The 20,355-nt window shown below is 47.9% G+C and carries 20 protein-coding genes and 1 pseudogene; 19 read left to right on the plus strand and 2 right to left on the minus strand.

Annotation, left to right across the window (positions count from 1 at the left end; all coding sequences use genetic code 11):
- Positions 1-18: 18 nt before the first annotated feature.
- Entirely contained in the window at positions 19-1,029 is a 1,011-nt protein-coding gene (locus GPL15_RS14585) for an asparaginase (protein WP_215699436.1), read from the minus strand.
- Positions 1,030-1,415: 386 nt separating this feature from the next.
- Between GPL15_RS14585 and GPL15_RS14590 the strand changes: the two genes are divergently transcribed.
- The 12 genes from GPL15_RS14590 to cls all read left to right on the plus strand — a co-directional run bounded on the left by GPL15_RS14590 (position 1,416) and on the right by cls (position 10,637).
- Positions 1,416-1,595, plus strand: coding sequence for a DUF4250 domain-containing protein (locus tag GPL15_RS14590; RefSeq protein WP_215699414.1), 180 nt, complete (start codon positions 1,416-1,418; stop codon positions 1,593-1,595).
- A 15-nt stretch (positions 1,596-1,610) separates the two neighbouring features.
- Positions 1,611-2,054: a type II secretion system protein gene (locus GPL15_RS14595; protein ID WP_215699415.1), complete on the plus strand. Its 444-nt coding sequence runs from the start codon at positions 1,611-1,613 to the stop codon at positions 2,052-2,054.
- A 39-nt stretch (positions 2,055-2,093) separates the two neighbouring features.
- Positions 2,094-2,489 carry a prepilin-type N-terminal cleavage/methylation domain-containing protein gene (locus tag GPL15_RS14600; protein ID WP_215699416.1) on the plus strand — a complete coding sequence of 132 codons (396 nt, stop codon included), beginning with the start codon at positions 2,094-2,096 and terminating at the stop codon, positions 2,487-2,489.
- A gap of 66 nt (positions 2,490-2,555) precedes the next feature.
- A complete protein-coding gene (locus GPL15_RS14605; protein WP_215699417.1) occupies positions 2,556-3,020 on the plus strand; it encodes an A24 family peptidase in 465 nt (154 codons plus the stop codon).
- Between the two features lies 1 nt (position 3,021).
- Positions 3,022-4,209: a type II secretion system F family protein gene (locus GPL15_RS14610; protein ID WP_215699418.1), complete on the plus strand. Its 1,188-nt coding sequence runs from the start codon at positions 3,022-3,024 to the stop codon at positions 4,207-4,209.
- Positions 4,210-4,231: 22 nt separating this feature from the next.
- Positions 4,232-5,668, plus strand: a complete 1,437-nt coding sequence (locus GPL15_RS14615; protein WP_215699419.1) for a hypothetical protein — start codon at positions 4,232-4,234, stop codon at positions 5,666-5,668.
- Positions 5,665-6,231: a hypothetical protein gene (locus GPL15_RS14620; protein ID WP_215699420.1), complete on the plus strand. Its 567-nt coding sequence runs from the start codon at positions 5,665-5,667 to the stop codon at positions 6,229-6,231. Before GPL15_RS14615 ends, GPL15_RS14620 begins: the two co-directional genes overlap by 4 nt.
- The gene (locus GPL15_RS14625) at positions 6,228-6,725 is read left to right on the plus strand and encodes a hypothetical protein (RefSeq protein WP_215699421.1); all 498 of its coding nucleotides are present in this window, start codon (positions 6,228-6,230) and stop codon (positions 6,723-6,725) included. The genes GPL15_RS14620 and GPL15_RS14625 overlap by 4 nt, the downstream gene beginning before the upstream one ends.
- Positions 6,700-7,071, plus strand: coding sequence for a prepilin-type N-terminal cleavage/methylation domain-containing protein (locus GPL15_RS14630; protein WP_215699422.1), 372 nt, complete (start codon positions 6,700-6,702; stop codon positions 7,069-7,071). The genes GPL15_RS14625 and GPL15_RS14630 overlap by 26 nt, the downstream gene beginning before the upstream one ends.
- Complete coding sequence (locus tag GPL15_RS14635) at positions 7,071-7,637, plus strand: hypothetical protein (protein ID WP_215699423.1); 567 nt, start codon at positions 7,071-7,073, stop codon at positions 7,635-7,637. Before GPL15_RS14630 ends, GPL15_RS14635 begins: the two co-directional genes overlap by 1 nt.
- Entirely contained in the window at positions 7,634-9,130 is a 1,497-nt protein-coding gene (locus tag GPL15_RS14640) for a GspE/PulE family protein (protein ID WP_215699424.1), read from the plus strand. Before GPL15_RS14635 ends, GPL15_RS14640 begins: the two co-directional genes overlap by 4 nt.
- A 1-nt stretch (position 9,131) precedes the next feature.
- Entirely contained in the window at positions 9,132-10,637 is a 1,506-nt protein-coding gene (gene cls, locus GPL15_RS14645) for a cardiolipin synthase (RefSeq protein WP_215699425.1), read from the plus strand.
- A gap of 226 nt (positions 10,638-10,863) precedes the next feature.
- Here cls and GPL15_RS14650 read toward each other — a convergent pair whose 3' ends face one another.
- Positions 10,864-11,196, minus strand: coding sequence for a hypothetical protein (locus GPL15_RS14650; RefSeq protein ID WP_215699426.1), 333 nt, complete (start codon positions 11,194-11,196; stop codon positions 10,864-10,866).
- 185 nt (positions 11,197-11,381) lie between these two features.
- Here GPL15_RS14650 and GPL15_RS14655 point away from each other — a divergent pair, with 185 nt between their 5' ends.
- The 7 genes and pseudogenes from GPL15_RS14655 to GPL15_RS14685 all read left to right on the plus strand — a co-directional run bounded on the left by GPL15_RS14655 (position 11,382) and on the right by GPL15_RS14685 (position 20,165).
- Entirely contained in the window at positions 11,382-11,957 is a 576-nt protein-coding gene (locus tag GPL15_RS14655) for a hypothetical protein (protein WP_215699427.1), read from the plus strand.
- A 480-nt stretch (positions 11,958-12,437) separates the two neighbouring features.
- Positions 12,438-12,893, plus strand: a complete 456-nt coding sequence (locus GPL15_RS14660) for a putative ABC transporter permease (RefSeq protein ID WP_215699428.1) — start codon at positions 12,438-12,440, stop codon at positions 12,891-12,893.
- Positions 12,894-12,971: 78 nt separating this feature from the next.
- Positions 12,972-13,779, plus strand: a pseudogene (locus GPL15_RS14665) (lysophospholipid acyltransferase family protein).
- Positions 13,715-14,842 (plus strand): prephenate dehydratase, encoded by a 1,128-nt coding sequence (gene pheA / locus GPL15_RS14670; protein ID WP_346344982.1) that lies wholly within the window; start codon positions 13,715-13,717, stop codon positions 14,840-14,842. Before GPL15_RS14665 ends, pheA begins: the two are co-directional and overlap by 65 nt.
- A 195-nt stretch (positions 14,843-15,037) precedes the next feature.
- Entirely contained in the window at positions 15,038-16,306 is a 1,269-nt protein-coding gene (locus tag GPL15_RS14675; RefSeq protein ID WP_215699437.1) for an ATP-binding protein, read from the plus strand.
- Between the two features lie 182 nt (positions 16,307-16,488).
- Positions 16,489-18,009 carry an exopolyphosphatase gene (locus GPL15_RS14680; protein WP_215699431.1) on the plus strand — a complete coding sequence of 507 codons (1,521 nt, stop codon included), beginning with the start codon at positions 16,489-16,491 and terminating at the stop codon, positions 18,007-18,009.
- Positions 18,010-18,029: 20 nt separating this feature from the next.
- The gene (locus tag GPL15_RS14685) at positions 18,030-20,165 is read left to right on the plus strand and encodes an RNA degradosome polyphosphate kinase (RefSeq protein ID WP_215699432.1); all 2,136 of its coding nucleotides are present in this window, start codon (positions 18,030-18,032) and stop codon (positions 20,163-20,165) included.
- The last annotated feature ends 190 nt before the right edge of the window (positions 20,166-20,355 follow it).

Raw genomic sequence — 20,355 nt, forward strand, 5'->3', positions numbered from 1 at the left:
AGGGGCGCATCCAGTGCGTTACGTGAAACTCTTCCACAAAATGTCCCTGTTCACCGTTTTATAAAACATGTCCCTGATCTGTCCGCTGTCTGAGGTCTGGCCCAGAATCCACATGAGCTTTGTCACTGTGGCTTCCAGCGTCATATCGTAGGACTCCAGAAGGCCGAACTGGCGCTTGATGGAGCGGCCTACCTCGTAGACGGACATATTGCTCCCTTCATTGGTCACCTGAGTGGTCATAACCACCACTTTGCCAAGGGTGGTCCAGCGTTCGATGGCATTGTGGAAATCGCCGGATTCATAGGATGGAAGGCCGCCGACGCCAAAGGATTCGATGATCACTGCGTCATAATGTTCGGCCATATAGTCCAGAACTGCCGCGTCCATGGAAGGGATCAGCTTTAGCAGGGCGATGTTGGAGTTAAGCGTGTGATAAAATGTCACAGGTTCCTCTATAAGACCTTTATCGTCCAGATAGAACAAAATGTGTTCATCATGAATGGCCGCTATGTAGGGGAAATTGATGCTTGAAAATGCGTTGTAGCTTTTGGTGCGCTCCTTTTTACCCCTGGTTCCTGCGATCACCTTTCCGTCGAATACAATGTTGACGCCATGGGCCCGCTCGCAGGCCGCGAACCGCAGGCTGTCCAGCAGATTGATGCGGGCATCCGTGTTGTCCATGTCAATGGGGCGCTGGGCTCCTGTAATTACGACCGGTTTGGAAGAGTTCTGCACCAGATAGGAAAGGGCGGCCGCTGTATATGCCATGGTATCCGTGCCGTGGCATACTACAAAGCCGTCATAATCGTCATAGTAACGTTCCAGGGTATCCGCAATCAGCAGCCAGTGCTGCGGCTGCATGTTGGTGCTGTCTATGTTCAGAATCTGCAGGCTGTCGGCACGGCAGAACTCATTGGCCGTGGGAACATAGGATAAAAGTTCGTCTGAAGACATCACCGGCTTCAGCCCTTCTTCGCTTCTCTTGCAGGCGATTGTGCCGCCTGTCCCAATCATCAATATTCTTTTCATCATCTTCTCCTCTATGCCGGAGCGTTTTAACGCAAAAATTGCCTACGCAAAAATTGCCTACGCAAAAATTGCGTTACGCAACCCTTGCGTTACGCAGGCCCGCGCTGAGAATATCAGATTCTCAGCTGCGAAACAAATTTGTGGCTCCATCACAAATCTGGGTGTGAAAATAAGCCATCGGGATTATTTTTCACACGAGCCTCCGTAAGTGGTTCTCATACAATATTTTTCAACAACATTATACCATGGCTTTCGTGGAATAACAAATTATCTAACAACGATTTATTGTAAATGATTATCCATATTTGGTTATTATTGTCTTACCTAAATTTATATGTTAAAATTAAACCCGTTATTAGACGGAATGCAGAAAGAAGGGGGTTTTTATGGCGGAAATTCCGAATGATCCGGTCATTTTGCTCAGCTATCTGAATACCCAGTTGCGGGACTTTTACGAGGACATTCAGGACATGTGCAAAAGTTTGAATTTGCAGGAGGATGAGATCAGAAACCGCTTAAAGGCCATCGATTATGAATATGATGCATCACTGAATCAGTTTGTATAGGAGATGCCGTTACCAATGAAGAAGCACATGAAAAGTGAAGATGGTTTTACGCTGGTTGAGATGATCGCTGTTCTCGTTATCATAGCGGTTTTGGCGGCGGTGGCAGTTCCGTCCATGTCGGGTTTTATAAAGAGAGCTCAGATGGACAGCTATATCGCGGAAGCCAGGCTTGTTTGTACCGCTCTGCAAAAATATTTGACGGAGATGGAAGCAGAAGACGGCTTCATATCTGATGCCAAGGTTTATGAAGAAATCGGACGGTATGATATTGGGGATAAGAGAAATGCTCTGAGCAAACTTCTGGAAGGAAATTGCACGGAAAACGGCAGAATTATCAATATCATGTATCTTTACGATAAGCTTGACGGCATTGAATACAATGTGGACGGATACGTGGTGACGATTATGTTTAACAACGAAGTGAAAGTGGAAAAAGAAGACAAGTTTTTTGGAAAATAGATAAAAGCGGCCTTACGACAGGCTGTATGAAGGTAAATCATGGGAATTATGAATAGAGTAAAACGGGATGAGGATGGTTTCACGTTAGTTGAAATGCTGGCGGTACTGGTAATCATAGCAGTTTTAGCCGCTGTTGCAGTTCCATCGATGTCCGGATTCATTAAGGATGCGCAAAAGAAATCCTATACCGTTCAGGCAAGAGCCGTTTTGGTTGCCGCACAGACGGTAGTCACCGAGAACTCTTATAAAGAAGGAGAACCGGATGAACTGAAGAAGCGGATTGTGGAATTGATTTCGGACAACTATATAACCGAAAAAGAAATTGGAGATATAGTGATTGATCCGGATACCAAAAAGGTTCTGAGCATTGAATATACGCCGGATGGCGGGAAGAAGATAACCATCGATTCCGATGGTGTAACTTATGAAGAATAGCGTTTGTATAAGGTCGCCGCGTCAGCGGCGGCTTTTGTTAAAAGCAGAATCGGGGGATAACCGGCCATGAAGTTATTATTTCTGACAGTAATATTGATTTTGACCGCTGTAATAGACTGGAAAAGGCTGATTATCCCCAATTCTCTTGTACTGGCGGTTGCATTGACTGCTGTCTGGGCCTGGTTGACAGAGGAAACTCCTTCCCTGGCAGACCGCGTTGCTGGCAGTCTTATAATCAGCGTGCCTATGACCGCCCTCAATTGCGTGGTCAAAAACTGTTTCGGGTTTGGCGACGTGAAACTGTGTATGGCTTCCGGTTTTCTGCTGGGAATAAAAGGAATGCTGTCAGCCATGTTTCTTGCCGTGTTTGCGGGCGGTATTTACGCAGTTGCGCTTCTGATTAAAGACAGGAAAAACAGAGGGAAGAAAATCCCTTTTGGCCCATTTTTAGCCGTGGGGATCTGGACTGCGCGTGTGTTTGGAAATGGGATCATTGACTGGTATATTGGGATGTTGAGGGGAGGCTGGTAATATGCCGTATTATCATTACAAAGCAAAGGACATAGACGGCCAAAACGCGAAAGGTACGGCGGAGGCGGAGGATGAAGATGATCTTTATCTGAAACTCCGGACGGAAGGCCTTTTCCTTATATCAGCCAGAGCGGAAAAGAGACGTGTGAGGAAAAGCCCACTGTCTTACGGCCAGCTTGCCGATTTCTCCAGACAGCTTTCTGTCATGCTGAAAAGCGGAATCCGCATTTTACAGGCGGTTAACATATTGAAACAAAGGGAACACAATGCAGGAATCGCGGCAGTTTATGAAAATCTTTATGGTCTGCTTTCCCGCGGCTTACCATTGTCCGATGCGTTGGAAAAACAGGAAGGAGTATTTCCGCCTCTGGTGGTCAGCATGATGCGGGCCGGTGAAGAGAGCGGCCATCTGGGCGAAAGCGCAGCGCGGATGGCGGATTACTATGAGCGGGAAGAACGCCTTCGCAAAGCGGTGAAAGGCGCGATGATATATCCTGTTTTTCTTTTGATCATGCTTAATATTTCCATCATTATGATATTCACTTTAATCTTACCCAGGTTCTTTGTTCTGTTTGACGCCATGGAAGATCTTCCGCTGTCCACCCGTTTCTTAATGTGGTTCAGTAAATCCCTGCTGGAGTATGGAAATATCTGCATGTTGATCTTATTGGCCGTGAGTTCTGTGGTCATATACCTGTGGCATAACGAAAAGGTACATCTGTGGCGGGATAAGGCGGCTCTTTCGGTTCCGATTATGGGAAAACTGCTGAAAGTGATCTATACGGCCAGATTTGCCAGAACCCTGAATTCTCTGTATGGAAGCGGAGTGCCGCTGATATCAGCAGTTAACTCAGCATTTCATGTGCTGAACAACCGGTATCTGGAGAAACAGTTCAAACCGGTTTTAGATGATCTGTGCAACGGTGTGTCCCTGGCTTCCGCCTTGTCAGGAATCGACGGGCTGGATGAAAAGCTGATCACCGGAATTTTCATAGGAGAGGAATCGGGAGAACTTGAGGACATGCTGGTTCACGTGGCCGACAGTTTTGATTATGAAGCGGAGGCTGCGTCTAAAAACATGACGGTTTTAATCGAACCGGTAATGATCATATTAATTGCGGTATTGACCGGATATGTGATGCTGTCGGTCATGCTTCCGATTTATCAATATTATGAAATGATGGGATAGGAGGCCCTATAGGAAAATACAAATGAAATTGGTTATTTATCTGGGAGAAGATAACATTAAAGTTGTGTTGGGCAGACATGGAACCGGCCTTTGGGTAAAATCGTGTCATACATATGAACTGCCAAAAGGTACTTTGATCAATGGCGTGGTGACCGATCAGGCTGTTTTTAACGAGGTGCTGAAGGAGATTGCCTTGACATACCACCGTTATGCGGGCCGCGTCCATCTGGTTTTAGGCACCAGCAAGATCATTACCAGAATGATGAAAGTGCCCGATATGTCGGAACGCGCTCTGCTGGAAGTAGCCAGAAAGGAATTGAAAACCTATCTGGTAAATGGTGACGAGGACATGGTCTGCGATTACGGCAGAGTGAACCGGGAAAGCATTCTCTGCGCCGCCATCCAGCGGAACCTGATTGCCGGTTACTGCAGAGGCTTTCTTCGTTTCGGCCTGAAAGTGAGAACAATCGATACAGCTTTAAATTCCGTGGTTATCTTCGCGGAAAACCTTCCGCTTTTAAAGGGCAAAACTTATATCCTGGCAGTGCTTGACGGGAGAAATATGATCTCCACCCTCTATGTCAAAGGCAAATATGTTTATACCAGCAGGCTGAGACTGGTATCGGAACGGGAAACGCCGGAACTGTGCCATGAGATCATGCGCCACATGGGCGCGGTAAGGCGGTTTGGAGAAAACCAGAATAAAGGCGTCAGGATTGAACGGATTCATTTCTGCGGACTGTACGGTATGGAAGAAAACACCTTGTATCCGATGGTGAAAACTGAGCTGGATATGGAGCCTTCCAACCTTAAACTGAATGCCGAAGGCGTTGAAATGGATGTGAGCAGCTATATATTTGCCGCCGGCAATCTGATAAGCCGTGAACGTGAAAAATGTCTGAACCTGGTTTCAGCCTCCAAGCGCAGAAATGCAAAAGAGAAGAGAGCATTTATCAAAATGGCGGCAGTTTATGCCATACCCTTGCTCATAACTGCATGTTTTGCCGGAAGTTATTTTATGAAAATGGCCGAAGTGGAGAAAATACGGAGAGAAACTGCCAGAATTGAGGCCTATCTGAATGAACCGGTTATGGAAGCGAAGATCGATGAGGCAGTAGAAGAAAGCCGGGAGGCGTCCCGTTGGAAAGCGATGGCGGAAGCCATAAAAACGGAGTCTGCAGAGATGGAGGAATATCCAAAGATCAGCGGTGACATCATGAAATCGATTGAAAGAGCAGGAGAAGGCAGAATCCTGTTTGATAATTTTGCCTATAGCGACGGTCTGGTTACATTTACCGCATTAACGGATGATCTTGAGGAAGGTGCCGGATTTGCCGAGCGTCTGGAAGAATTGGGAATCTTTGAACGCGCAGGTTACCATAAAATGGAAAAGAAGGAATTGTACTGCTTCTATATGGAATGCATTATCAAAAAGACAGCGGAGAGGAGCGGCCTATGAAGAAACTGACGGCGAGGGAAAGGCATCTCATTTTTCTGGCAATGATTGTGCTGCTGGCTGGAATGGGATATTATTTCACATCGATTCCGTCAGACGCTGCTTTGTATCAGGCGAATTCAGAAAACCATATGGTCCGGACCGAGTATAATTCCTCCAAAAGGCTGCTGGAGGAATCCGGGAAAACGAAAGAAGCGCTGGACTTTTATAAGCGCTACTGCAAGGAACAGAGAGACATCTTTGATCCGGTGCTCAGCAGTTATGAGCTGGAACGGAAGGTTTCATACTTCCTGGAAAAGAACGGGATTCATTTGACAGAAGTCAGAATTCAAGAAGCAGTGCCGGTATCCGGCGGTGAAAAGTCACGGGAACCGATCTTTTACAAGAGCATCATTCGTGTCAAAGCGGCTGGAAACGCATCGGGTTTCTATGATCTGCTCAGTGAAATGGAGACCAGAAAAGATATGATTATCACATCATTTAACATGGACGATACAGGCTTGGAAGTTCTGTTTGATATCGAATTCACATGTTACATGATGGCAGAGGATTCGAGGTTGGAATGACTGGAAAAGGCGAGGACGGGTATGTATTGGGATATTTTATGATCCTGTTGATGGTTATCATGATTTTTATCACTTCTGTAATGTCGTTATCTTACGGGTATTACAGCAGAATAACAAAAGAGAAATACAGGAAGCAGGCATTTTATACGGCGCGGAGCGTGGCTCAGGCGGTGGCGGAGGAATGGGTTAACAATGGAGAAACCACTGCTGAACTCATGATGGAAGGGTTTCCGGATTACGGTGATATTGAAATTTCCGGCCTTCCAAAAGAGATGGGCACATGTATTCTCAGGACGGAATACGAGGAAGACACCAATCGCATTTATATCTGGATCACCGCAGATGTAATGGATCAAAAAGGAACAGCCGCTGCTGTTCTGCGTTATAAAATGGGTTCCGGAGCAGATGATGCCTTTGCAGATGAAGGCGGATGGGAGCTGGCAGGTTACATAAATGGAGAGACGAAAAATGATGAAATTCTGGAAGAATACTGACGGCAGCTCCCTGGTGGAGGTTATGGCGGCAGCCGTGGTTCTCAGCATTCTGCTTCTGATCACCGCTCAGGGATTTTCCGTGTCATCCGCTATGATGGAAAGAGCGGGGAAGCTGAAACTGGAGACAAACGGATCAATCCTGTCTGCGGAAACAGGGGAAATCCCGGATGAGACAGAAAATGGAGAATTAATCTTTGAACGCTCGGACGGTGTGGAATACAGGATTTCTGTGACCATAAAACGTTACGGCGGGATACGGATTCTGTCAGGCGGACAGGAGGGGACGCGGACAGAAGAAGGGGCTGCGCTTTTGGATGATGACGCAGCAGACGGGAATGAGAGGTAATGATGAACTGCAGAATGGAAGGCAATAAAGGAATGACCACAGTGGAACTGCTGGCCGGCCTTATGATGGCGCTCATGCTGATGGGTGCGGCTTCTACTGTCTTTTTCACTGTGTCGGGAAGCTTTTTGAACTATGCGGACCGGTCGGAGAACCAGATGATTACAGATATGGTCTGCAATATGATCACGGAGCGGGTTGCGTATGCAGAGTTCATAGCGGTTGGAACGGAACCTGTGGAAGGCTGCCGCGTGTTCGAGTTTTCTGAAGAGGGCCGTATCCTTCTGGATGGGGAAGAACTTTTCGAAAGCAGTTTTTATCACGGCAAGAGGCTGGTCTGCGGACTGCCAAAGGACAATGGCGGTATGTCCGGCCAGGTGTTTATGCTCACCGTAAGCTTGGAAGACAGCAGCGGGAAGTCTTTATATTCTTCCGATATTGTGGTAAAATTGATAAACATGGGGATAAGCGGAGAGAACATCCGCTATATGGAAAATGAGGATAGGGAAGCATACGTGAATTCAAGTGACCAGGCTGTTTATATCAGCTTTCGAGAGGTGCAGCTATGATGAAATATAGAATAGAACACGTAAATTTGTCTGCTTATCATGTAGACGAGCTGGCTGTAGCGAAGATTCCGAAACAGATAGCTCAGAAATACAGCGTAATTGCCATCGCTTCAGACGGAAGCCTGCTCACTGTGGCGGTTCACGATCCCATGAATTTATATGCGATAGAAGATATAAGGCTGGTAACCAATATGGAACTGAGACTGGTACAGGCGGATAAAGAAGATATTGACCATGCGGTTGAGTTGTATTATTCAGAAATAGACCTGAAATTAGCTGTTGACCACGCGGTCTGGAATGCCGCTCCGCCTGATAATGTATTTCTGCCGCCCGATATGGGAAATGCGGATGAACAGGCGCCTATTGTGCGTCTCCTCAATAATCTTTTGATTCGGGCTTATAATACCAATGTCAGCGATATTCATCTGGAACCATTTGAAACGGGAACCGTGGTCAGAATGAGGAGAGACGGCATGCTTCTTCCTTATATGACGCTGTCGCCTGTGATTCATAAAGGGCTGGTTGCCAGAACCAAGATCCTGGCACAGATGGATATTGCAGAGAAACGCCGTCCTCAGGACGGTCATTTTAAAATCACGCTGAATAATTATGATGTCAATGTAAGGGTATCTTTTGTACCCACGGTTTATGGAGAAAAGGGCGTGCTCCGTTTTCTGTCCAGCAATGTGATGATTGACCACAACGATACATTTGGCATGGATGAGAAGAATTACAAGAAGATGCTGAGGCTGTTAAAATATCCAAACGGCATCATCTATGTTACAGGCCCAACAGGAAGCGGAAAAACTACGACCTTGTATTCGATTTTACAGTATCTGGCTGCACGTCCGGTCAACATTTCAACAATAGAAGACCCGATTGAGAAAAATATACCCAAACTCAATCAGATGCAGATCAATGAAAAAGCCGGAATCACATTCAGCTCATCCCTTCGTGCACTTTTAAGACAGGATCCGGATATTATAATGGTAGGAGAAACCAGGGATCGGGAGACTGCTGAAGTTTCGGCAAGGGCAGCGCTTACCGGTCATCTTGTGTTTTCTACTCTTCATACCAATAATGCGGTGGCTTCTGTGATCCGATTAGAAGATATGGGGCTTCCGTCTTATATGCTGTCAGCCGCTCTCACCGGAGTTGTGGCACAGCGTCTGGTCCGTAAAATCTGTCCAAACTGCAAGACGGCTTACAAAGATCCTGAATCGGGAAAAGTGAGTTACAGAGGAAATGGATGCAGTTTCTGCGATAACACCGGTTATAAGGGAAGGACGGCGGTCTTTGAGATCCTGGAAATCGACGAAGGCTTCCGCAGCCTGATCACAAGCAGAAAATCCTTGGTAGAATTAAAATCATATGCAAGGAATGTGCTTCATATGGAAACACTGGAAGATGAGGCCCGCAAATTGGTTGAAGCGGGAATCATCAGCACGGAGGAACTGGAACGGGTAAATTACAGCATGCAGGGAGGTGTTTGATATGGGCGACGTGATAAATGGGATAGGAACCGTGTGGACATGGATGATGGAACATCTGCTTTATATCAACCTGTTTCTTTCCGTTATCATCGTATTTTTCCAGAGACGTGATCCAAAGGCTGTTTGGACCTGGCTTTTGGCTCTGTATTTTATTCCGATTTTTGGAATTGTGTTCTATCTGCTTTTGTGCCAGGATTTTCATAAGAGCAAGATGTTTAAAGTAAAAGAGGTGGAAGACCGCCTCCGGTATTCGGTGAAAACACAGGAAGAGGTGATCCGAAGCTATGCGATGTCTCTTTCCGATCCTCTCAGCAGGGATTATGAAGACTTGGTGCTCTATAACCTGGAGACATCAGGGGCTGTGCTGACTGTAGATAATTCTGTTGAAATACTGACCGACGGTGTGGAAAAATTTGCGGATTTGAGGGAAGAGATGAAAAAGGCCCGCCATTATATCCACATCCAGTATTATATTATTAAAAATGACGAGGTATTCAATTCCATGATCCCGATCCTGGTGGATAAAGTGAGGGAAGGCGTGGAAGTCAGAATCCTGTATGATGGAATGGGCGGCCGTTTTATGCCTAAACGAATATGGGAGGAACTGAAGAAGGAAGGAATTAAGGTGGGGGAATTTTTCCCTGCTTTCTTAGGAAGGCTCCACCTGAGGGTGAATTACAGAAACCACAGAAAGATCGTTGTTATCGATGGAAGGGTGGGGTATGTAGGCGGCTTCAACGTGGGAAAGGAATATATATCAAAAGACCCTAAATTCGGCTATTGGAGAGACACCCATCTGAAAATATACGGCGGTTCCGTCCTCAGCCTGCAGATCCGTTTTGCATTGGACTGGAATTACGCCACAAAGGAAAACCTGTTTAAAAACGCGGCCTATTTTGACAGCTACCGCGACGGCTTCGGCATGATCTATCCGGAACGTCCAAAAGAGGGGAAGAGCCCCATCGGCGTCCAGATCATAGCCAGCGGCCCGGATGCCGCCAACCGCCAGATCAGGAACAATTATCTCCAGTTGTTCCACAAGGCCCAAAAGCATATCTATATCCAAACCCCGTATTTTGTGCCCGACGACGCCATATTGTCGGCCCTCAGAATCGCCGCGGAATCCGGCGTGGACGTCCGCCTGATGATCCCGTGCAAACCGGATCATCCGTTTGTATACTGGGCGACCTATTCCTATGTAGGCGATCTGCTGGCGGCAGGCGCAAGGTGCTACACCTATGAAAACGGATTCCTCCACGCAAAAGGCGTGATGGTGGACAGCCGGGTAAGCTGTTACGGAACCGCCAATATGGATATACGCAGCTTTGAACTGAATTTTGAAGTAAATGCCACGATCTATGACGAAGAGACGACAGAGAGGCTGGAGCAGATCTTTATCGATGATCTGATGCATTGCAAAGAGGTAACAAAGGAAGTTTATGAGCAGAGGGGGCTATGGATCCGGATGAAGGAGCAGTGCAGCAGGCTGCTTTCTCCGTTGTTGTAGGGGGAGCTTTTTATGGGGGTGGCCGGAGGGCCGCCGTGGAACCACGGAAGGCGGTGCGGGCGCAGTTGGGGCGGGGGCGGCAGGAGCGGGTTGGGCGCTGGGCCTTAGGGACGCTGGGAGCCCAGGAACCGGCCTGGGGCAGCTGGGCTCCGGCAGCGGCGGACGGGAACCCTGGGGACCGGCGCATGGTTCGCGGTTCCAGCTCATGGTTCCGGCCGGGGCAGCTCTAGGTCTGAAAGGGAGGAAAATGAAGGGTACCGGGAGCATTCATCGAGAATTTCTGAAGAAATTTTCGATTCAGGCTCCCTAAATCGCTGACTTTGAAGGTCAGCGATTTCCCCTCCATTTTCCTCCCTTTCAGACCAAGAGCTGCCGACGGCCGGAACAAATCGCTGGAATCGCGAACCATGCGCCGCTCCCCAGGGTTCCCGTCCGCCGCCGCCAGAGCCCGGCTGCCCCAGGCCGGTTCCTGGACTCCCAGTGTCCCTAAGGTCCAGCGCCCAACCCGCTCCTGCCGCCCCCGCCCCAACTGCGCCCGCACCGCCTTCCGTGGTTCCACGGCTGGGGACTGGCTGCACTATGGATAAAAAGCATTGATGGAATGGGGAGAAAGTTGATTTAGAGGGGGAAATGCAGGGCAAGGTATTATAAAAAAGTAAATATAGGGTGAAATGAAGTATAATAAAGACAGCAAAAATATGAGATATTGTTGGAACCGTAGAAGCTGCGGTATGGAGGGTAAGTATGAAAAAAATTATTATTATACAGGGGTATCTTGCTTCGGGAAAGTCTACATTTGCGTTGAAATTGTCTAAGAGTATTAATGTGCCTTATTTGATAAAAGATACTTTTAAAATTGCTTTATGTGAGAATATAACCGTTGCGGACCGGAAGGAAAGCAGCCGGTTTTCTACGGTTACGTTTGATGCTATGATGTATGTAACGGAGAGAATGTTGGAAGCGGGATATCCAATCATTCTCGAGGGCAATTTTATGCCTGGCGGCATTAAGAAGGTGGATGAATCTATGTGTATTAAGCGATTAATTGATAAATACGGTTATTCATCCCTGACATTCCAATTTACCGGCGATCCCCAGGTGTTATATAAACGGTTCATTGACCGGGAAAAAACTCCTGAGCGCGGGCAGGTTAACACGATGGGATACGTGCCGTCTTATGATGAATTTAACAAGTGGTGCCATAATCTTGATAATTTTAATGTGGGCGGAGAACTTGTAAAAGTCGATACAACAGACTTCAGTGCAGTAGATTTTAATAATCACTTAGAACTTGCAAGACGCTTCATATCAGTCCAATAAAGAACCGCAGAAATTGAATTTATACTCTAATCTGGAGAAAACCAGCAGGAAAGCGGGGCGCGGGGGTGGTAAACCGGATGGCGATGGGGCGGCAGGCCGGGCTGGGCGTGGGCCAACGGGGCAGGAGGCCATCTGGAAACCGTTTAGTAGAACTTAGTGTACAGAGAGGGAAAAAGACGGGCAGAAACTGAAAACCGAATCAGTTTCTGAGATGCCCCTGAACGGTAAAGTCATGAGGAGTTTACCGTGAATGGGCATCGCACCGTCTTTTTCCCTCTCTGTGCACTTAGTTCTACTTACGGTTGGAAGCCGGCCTCCTGTCCCGTTGGCCCACATCCAGCCCGGCCTGCCGTCCCATCGCCCATCCGGTTTACCGCCCCCGCGCCCCGCTTTCCTGCGTAACTTTCAGAAAAAATACAAATTCAAAAAATCCCCTCACAAGCGCATAAATCCCAGTCTCTCAGGGACATAATAAGTAGCATGGAAAAGATAAAACAAATAGAGAGACTGCCAATTAATTTTTTTAAGTGCGGCATCGCAGGGTGGTGCCTGGAAGTTATTTTCACTTCGGTGGAATCAATTATGGCCGGAGACTGGAGGCTGATGGGGAAGACATCCCTTCTCATGTTCCCCATTTATGGAATGGGAGCATTTCTTGGGCCGGTGGGAAATCTGCTGGATAGATGGATTCCCGATTTTCAGCCGGGAGGGCTGAATACGACAGACCGGATGGTGCGCCACGGGATGATGTATATGGTCCTCATTTTTGTGGCGGAATACATTTCGGGGACATATCTCAGGGCGAAAGGCGTGTGTCCATGGGATTATACGGGGCGCCATACCAATATCCACGGACTGATCCGCCTGGACTTCGCTCCGCTGTGGTTTGGGACGGGGCTGTTATTTGAACAGATTACTAAGAAGAAAGGGAATTAGAAGCGTTGACGAAAGAGGGATATCAGCATATAATCAAAGTGATTAAATGCGTAAAAAATACAGAAGGAAGAGAAGAAAATGATAAGGTTCATATTGGTGGCGCTCACCGTAATTGTGTTTTTGGTTCTCAGCATACCGCTTCTATTGATCGAGGCCGCAGTTGGGAAGATCAGCCCTAAAAAAAGGGACGAACAGAGTCTAAGGATTGTACAGAGAGTATTCCGGTTTATCCTCGTGCTTGCAGGAGTGCGGATTACTGTAAAAGGATTGGATAATATACCAAAGGATCAGGCGGTTTTGTATGTGGGAAACCATAGGAGCTATTTTGACATCCTGACGGGATATGTGACGGTGCCGGGTCTGACCGGTTTCGTGGCAAAAAAAGAGATGCTCCGCTACCCGCTTTTGTCCAATTGGATGAATAATGTAAACTGCCTGTTTCTGGACCGGAAGAATATGAAAGAAGGTTTAAAGACTATTTTGACCGGAATCGAAAAAGTGAAAAGCGGAATTTCAATCTGGATTTTCCCGGAAGGGACCAGAAACCGCAGCAAAGACGTGAGGGATATGATGGAATTTAAGGAAGGAAGCCTTAAAATAGCCGAAAAGTCAGGATGTCCCGTGATTCCGGTGGCCCTGACGGGAACGGCTGAGATATTTGAAAGCCATCTTCCATTTATCCGTCCTTCCAATGTTACAATTCAGTTTGGAACCCCGATCATAATTAAGGAATTGGAGCCGGAACAGAGAAAAAGGGCGGGAGCCTATACCAGAAGCATAATTGAAGAAATGATAGAAAAGGAACTGAGCGCATGAAAGAGTTGGATTTACAGGAGATAAGAGGCCGGTTGGACGTGATCGATGCACAGATTGTAGAGCTGTTTGAAACGAGGATGCAGCTTTGCGCGGATGTGGCGGAGTTTAAGATCGGGACGGGCAAGGCCGTATTTGATAAGGAAAGAGAGCAGCAGAAGATAGCCGCAGTGACCGGCATGGCACACGGAGAATTCAATAAGAAGGCGGTGGATGAGCTGTTTTCCCAGATCATGACCATCAGCAGGAGGCTGCAGTACCAGCTTTTAGAACAGCATGGAAAGACCATGGAGATGGGATTTACCCAGGTGGACCGGCTTCCGGCAGAAGGAATCCGTGTGGTTTACCAGGGGTTGGAAGGCGCATACAGCCACGCGGCGGTGCTTTCTTACTTTGGAGACGATGTTAACGCATACCATGTGCCCATGTTTGAGGACGCCATGAAGGCGGTGCAGGACGGAGAAGCCGATTATGCGGTGATCCCCATCGAAAATTCCTCCGCAGGCGCGGTGATCGATACTTATGACCTGATGATAAAATATGACAATACCATTGTGGCGGAAATACAGCTTCCCATCAACCACGCCCTGTTAGGGGTTCCGGGAGCCAGCATAGAGGACATTAAAACCGTCTATTCCCATCCTCAGAGCCTGATGCAGTGTTCCGAGTACCTGAACGGCAACCGGCAGTGGCGGCAGATCAGCATGCCCAATAACGCGGTGGCCGCTAAAAAGGTGACGGACGACGGGGACAAGACCCAGGCGGCTGTGGCCGGAGTTACGGCAGGACGTCTCTATGGGCTGGATGTGCTGAAGGAATGCATTAACCACAACAAGGACAACACCACAAGGTTTGTGGTTCTCTGCAAAAAGCCGGTATTCCGGGAAAACGCGAGCAAAGTCAGCATTTGCTTTGAACTGCCCCATCACAGCGGAACCCTTTATAATATGCTGGGGAATTTCATTTATAACGGCGTAAACATGGTGATGATTGAATCCCGGCCGATTCTCGGCAGAAACTGGGAATACCGTTTCTTTGTGGATATCGAAGGGAAACTGAGCGACGCCTCCATACAGAATTCGCTGAAAGGGATTTCGGAGGAAGCCAGTTATTTCAGGATTTTAGGAAATTATTAATGGGACGAGGCTATTTTCAAACACACTCTAGTGTGAAAAATAATCCTGATGGCTTATTTTTCGCACCCAAATTTGTGCCGGAGCCACAAATTTGAAACGCAGCTGAGAATCTGAAATTCTCAGAGCGCGACTACGCAACGCAAAATTTGCGCAAAAAACTGCTCCGGCATTAGAGGAAGAAAAAGGGCAGAAATGATGAAAACGAAACAAATGGTTATTTACCGCAATTTTAAATATCAGCAGGTTTTTGACGATATGGCCGCTCTGCTGGCCGGGGAAGAGGCGCAGAATGATTCCTATGTATGTGCAAACAAGCTGATCGAACTGGCATCTACATATGGATTCGAAGGAAATTTATGGCACTGCTTTCTGGCATTCTGTATGGCAAACCACGAAAATGCATACTCCACGGCCTGTGAGATCGTAGGAGAGGTTCAGGGAAGTTTAAATGATCTGGTAATGCAGGATTTCAGGATATTGAAGCAGCTCTTTGATTTAGATATCAGAAAACTGGATCGGGACGGCCAGGGTATTTGGAATTCCATGGCAGCTTACCAGCCGTCCAACGGAAACAGCAAAGTATATAATAAGAGAATCCGCGACCGGATCGTAAAGCTGGCCGTTTCCCTGGAAGAGGCCGAAGACGAGACGGTGTTTAAACAGGTGGTGACTGGTTTTTATAAAGAATTCGGCGTTGGCAAGTTCGGCCTGAACAAGGCCTTCCGCCTGGAAGAATCGGACAGGGATGTGAACATTGATCCTATCATCAATGTGGAACATGTATATCTGAAGGATATTATCGGATACCAGCTTCAGAAGCAGAAGCTGATTGAGAATACGGAGGCATTTATCAAGGGGAAAGCGGCCAATAACGCCCTTCTTTACGGCGATGCCGGAACCGGTAAATCCTCCTGTATCAAAGCCATTTTAAATGAATATTATGACCAGGGGCTGCGTATTATCGAAGTGTACAAGCACCAGTTCCGCATGCTTTCCGATGTTTTGGAACAGGTGAAGGACCGGAACTATAAGTTCATTATCTATATGGACGACCTTTCCTTTGAGGACTGTGAATCCGAGTATAAATATTTAAAGGCGATCATCGAAGGCGGTCTGGGCAGGAAACCCAAGAATGTGCTGATCTATGCCACATCAAACCGCCGTCATCTGATCCGCGAAAAATTCAGCGACAAGCGGGAAGCCCAGGATGAACTTCACGAAAATGATACGGTTCAGGAGAAGCTGTCCCTGGCCGCCAGGTTCGGCGTCAGCATCTATTTCGGAGCGCCGGACAAGAAGCAGTTCCAGAATATCGTAAAAACCCTGGCGGAGAAACACAATGTGGTGATGCCGGAAGAAGAACTCCTTCTGGAAGCCAACCGCTGGGAACTGAGCCACGGAGGGCTTTCGGGAAGAACGGCCAGCCAGTTCATCACCCATTTGTTGGGCAAGATGGAGGCTTGAGACGGAATCCGGCAAGACTTTACGTGGAGTTTACATACATTTAATCAAAGATCATTTGTTGTCCTGTTAAGATACAGGGAAGTACAAATTTGTGTCGGAGCCACAAATTTGAATCGCGGCTGGGAAACTGAAATTCTCAGCGCGTGCCTGCGAAAAATATGCTCCGGCATGGAGGAATTATTATGGCAGCGCATATGTTTGCAGCAATCGATGTGGGTTCATTTGAACTGGAACTGGGTATCTATGAGATCACTACGAAAAACGGAATACGGGAGGTCGATCACCTGCGCCATGTAATTGCCCTTGGCAAGGATACTTATAATACGGGGAAAATCAGCTATGAGCTGGCGGATGAGACCTGCAAAGTGCTGGAGGATTTTGTAAATGTCATGAAAGCCTATGGGGTTACCGAATACCGGGCCTATGCCACCAGCGCCATGAGAGAAGCGAAAAACAGCCAGATCGTGCTGGATCAGATCCGCGTGCGCACCGGCATTGAAGTGAAGATCATCAGCAATTCGGAACAGCGCTTTATCAGCTATAAGGCCATTGCGTCCAAGGCCAGCGAATTTGATAAAACGATTCAGAAGGGAACTGCCATCGTGGACGTTGGGTTTGGAAGCATGCAGATTTCCCTGTTCGATAAAGAAGCCCTGGTTTCCACTCAGAACCTGATGCTGGGGGTATTGAGGATACGGGAGCTGTTTGGCTCAATTCCTGCGGAATCCGCCGTCCATCAGAAGATGATTGAAGAACTGGTGGACAATGAACTGTTCACATTCCGGAAAATGTATCTGAAAGACCGGGATATCAAGAATATTATCGGCATCGGCGAGAGCGTTTTGTATCTGGCTAAGAGAAGCGACGGCGGGAAACCGGCCAACCGGATCAGCGCGGAACAGTTCCAGCAGTTTTATGACCGGCTGATCAGCCTGTCCATGGATCAGGTGGAAGAGCGGTTTGGAGTAAATGAAGAATACGCGGCGCTGCTGCTTCCAAGCGCCATCATCTATAAACGGATTCTGGAGCTGACGGGAGCGGAGATGTTCTGGGTTCCTGGAATCCGGCTGTGCGACGGCATTGTTGCGGAATACGCGGACGAAAAACGCCTGGTCCGGCTGTCACACAATTTTGAGGAAGACATTCTGGTGGCTTCCCGCAACATGTCAAAGCGTTACAAATGCCACACCAGCCACGTTCAGATCATTGAAAAGTATGTTCTGGACATTTTTGACACCACAAAGCGGTTTCACGGGCTGGGGCAGAGGGAGCGCCTTCTTTTGAGAATCGCGACGATTCTCCATGACTGCGGAAAATTTATCAGCATGAAGAATCCAAGCCAATGCGGTTATTATATTATCATGGCTACGGAAATTATCGGGCTGTCCCATTCGGAAAGGGCCATTATTGCCAATGTGGTCCGGTATAATGTGGAAGAATTCGGATATAACCAGATCAAATCAGGGGAAACAATCCTGATCGGCAAGCTGACGGCCATGCTCCGTCTGGCCAATGCCCTGGACCGGAGCCATAATTTGAAGCTTTCAGACTGCCGGATGACCATAAAAGCCGGTCAGTTGGTGATCAGCACGGACAACAGTGAAGACATTACGCTGGAAGCCACGGCTTTTCGGCAGAAATCGGATTTCTTCGAGGAAATCATGGGAATCCGTCCGGTTTTGAAACAGAAAAGGAAAATATAGGTTTCGGAATGGAGGAAAATATGGCTGAAACGGATGTTAGATTTTTAAAATCTGAAAATTATGTAAATCGGGAACTTAGCTGGCTGGAATTTAACTACCGGGTATTGAGCGAAGCCAGAGACAAAAGCCTGCCATTATTCGAGCGCCTGAAATTTCTGAGCATTACCGCTTCCAACCTGGATGAGTTTTTTATGGTGCGGGTAGCGTCTTTAAAGGACATGGTTCATGCCAAATATGAAAAACCGGATATTGCGGGTTTAACCCCTCTGGAACAGTTGGAGAAGATCAGCGTAAAAACCCATGAACTGGTGGGGGTACAATATTCCACCTATAACCGTTCCCTTCTGCCTGCTCTGAAACAGAACGGCCTTCACCTGGTCACCAGCCATGAAGAACTGGACGAGGTGCAGGGCGGATGGGTCGACCAGTATTTTAAAGAAAATGTATATCCGGTGGTAACGCCCATGGCGGTGGATTCTTCCCGCCCGTTTCCGCTGGTCTATAATAAGTCCCTGAACATTGCCGCCCTGGTGCGGAAGAAGGGAGGAAAAGGGGAGCTGGAATTTGCCATGGTGCAGGTGCCCAGCGTCCTTCCGAGAATTGTGGAGATCAGGACAGGGGAAGAAAAGACGGTGATCCTGCTGGAAGAAATCATCGAGCGCAACATAAAGTCCCTGTTCCTCAACTATGACATCGTTTCCGCCCACCCGTTCCGCATCATGAGAAACGCGGATTTAACCATTGACGAAGAAGAGGCGGAAGACCTTCTGCAGGAGATTGAAAAACAGTTGAAGAAACGCCAGTGGGGCGAGGCGATCCGTCTGGAGGTTGAAGAAAAGGTGGACAAACGCCTGTTGAAAATCCTCAGAAAAGAGCTGTCTCTGTCGCCCGCCGATATCTTTGAAATCAACGGCCCTCTGGATCTCACCTTTTTGATGAAGCTTTACGGGCTGAAAGGGTTTGATCATTTAAAGGCCCCTGGGTATACGCCCCAGCCTGTGCCCGCGCTCATGAATGACGATGATATTTTCACCAATATCCGTAAAGGCGATATCCTGCTCCACCACCCTTATGAGACATTTGCCCCGGTGGTGGAATTCATTCAAAAAGCGGCCCAGGACCCGGATGTGCTGGCCATTAAGCAGACCCTGTACCGCGTCAGCGGCAATTCTCCCATCATAGCCGCCCTGGCCCAGGCTGCGGACAATGGAAAGCAGGTATCCGTGCTGGTGGAATTAAAGGCCCGTTTTGACGAAGAGAACAACATCATCTGGGCGAAGAAGCTGGAAAAAGCCGGCTGCCACGTGATCTACGGCCTGCTGGGCTTAAAGACCCACAGCAAGATCACCCTGATCGTTAGGCGGGAGGAAGACGGCATCCGCCGCTACGTCCATTTGGGCACCGGGAACTATAATGATTCTACGGCCAAACTGTACACGGACTGCGGCATTTTCACCTGCCATCCGCAGATCGGCGAGGATGCGACCGCAGTATTCAACATGCTGTCCGGCTATTCCGAGCCCCTGAGCTGGAACCGCCTGTCCGTGGCTCCCATCTGGCTCAGAAAACGTTTCATGCGCATGATCAGCAGGGAAGCGGAAAATGCCCGGAACAAGAAACCGGCCCGCATCATAGTAAAAGTCAATTCCCTCTGTGACAAGGACATCATAGCCGCCCTTTACGAGGCCTCCTGCGCCGGCGTCCAGATCGACATGATCATCCGCGGCATCTGCTGCCTGAAAGCGGGAATACCCGGCCTCAGCGAGAACATCCATGTCCGTTCCATCGTAGGCAATTTCCTGGAACACAGCCGCATTTTCTACTTTGAAAACGACGGCTCCCCAGAAATCTACATGGGCAGCGCCGACTGGATGCCCCGAAACTTAGACCGCCGTGTGGAGATCACCTTCCCCATCATGGACGAAAAACTAAAAGAAGAGGTCTACCACATCCTGGATGTCCAACTAAAAGACAACGTAAAAGCCCACATTCTCCAGCCCGACGGCACCTACGAAAAAGTGGACAAACGCGGCAAAGAACTGATCTGCGCCCAGGAAACCTTCTGCCAGGAAGCCATCCAGGCCGCCAAAGCCGAAAAAGTAAAAGCCGAACCCATAAACAAACGCATCTTCCACCCAATCGAAAGCCACATTTAACCATGAAATGCAGCTAAATCAGATCGGCGAACGATAATAAACATAAACCTAAAAAATAACGAAAACAATAACGAAAACAGTAATCAACAAGAGACATTACTAAAATCACCCCAAAACTGACATGATCATATCAACAGCATAAAAGCACCAATAAAACCAATCATAATCTATTAAAAACCAGGCCCGGTCA

It is taken from the genome of Clostridium sp. MCC353 (assembly GCF_018785315.1).
GTDB lineage: Bacteria > Bacillota > Clostridia > Lachnospirales > Lachnospiraceae > CHH4-2.